Source organism: Rhizobium cauense, assembly GCF_019511525.1.
GTDB classification, from domain to species: Bacteria; Pseudomonadota; Alphaproteobacteria; order Rhizobiales; family Rhizobiaceae; genus Rhizobium; species Rhizobium cauense.
This window is the reverse complement of the sequence record NZ_JAEUAT010000073.1, coordinates 1-437: the sequence shown is the minus strand read 5'-3', so window position 1 is coordinate 437 and position 437 is coordinate 1. Positions and strand designations below refer to the sequence as shown.

At 66.6% G+C, this 437-nt stretch carries 1 protein-coding gene; it reads right to left on the bottom strand.

Translation table 11 applies throughout. The annotated features are described in order from the left end of the window. A partial coding sequence (locus JNB88_RS33185; RefSeq protein ID WP_220359170.1) for a hypothetical protein occupies window positions 1-437 on the bottom strand: 437 nt, incomplete at both ends.

Sequence of the window (437 nt, the reverse complement as noted above, 5' to 3'; positions counted from 1 at the left end):
GTGAAGCCTTCGACCTGATCGGCCGTCAGGGCGCTGATCTGGCTTGCCTTCAGGCCGGCAACGGCCTTGGTGCTGAGAGCGGCGATCTTCGTGGCGTCGAGTGCGGCCAGCTGGTCGTTGGTCAGAGAACCAACCTGGGTCGCCGTCAGCGCACCGAGCTGATCGCTCGACAGCTTGCCGACCTGGGTTGCCGTCAGAGCCGCAACCTGGGCAGGCTTCAGCGCTGCGATCTGCGTCGTCTTCAGGGCCGCAAGCTGGTCGTCGTCGAGAGCGGCAACCGCATCATTCGTCAGGCCGCCGACCGCTGCCGTGCCCAGCGCCGCGATCTCATCGGCGGAGAACTTGGCGATGTCGTCGGCACCGAGCGCACCAACCTGCGTGGCGCTCAACACGCCAACCTGGGCCGTCGTGAAGCCTTCGACCTGATCGGCCGTCAG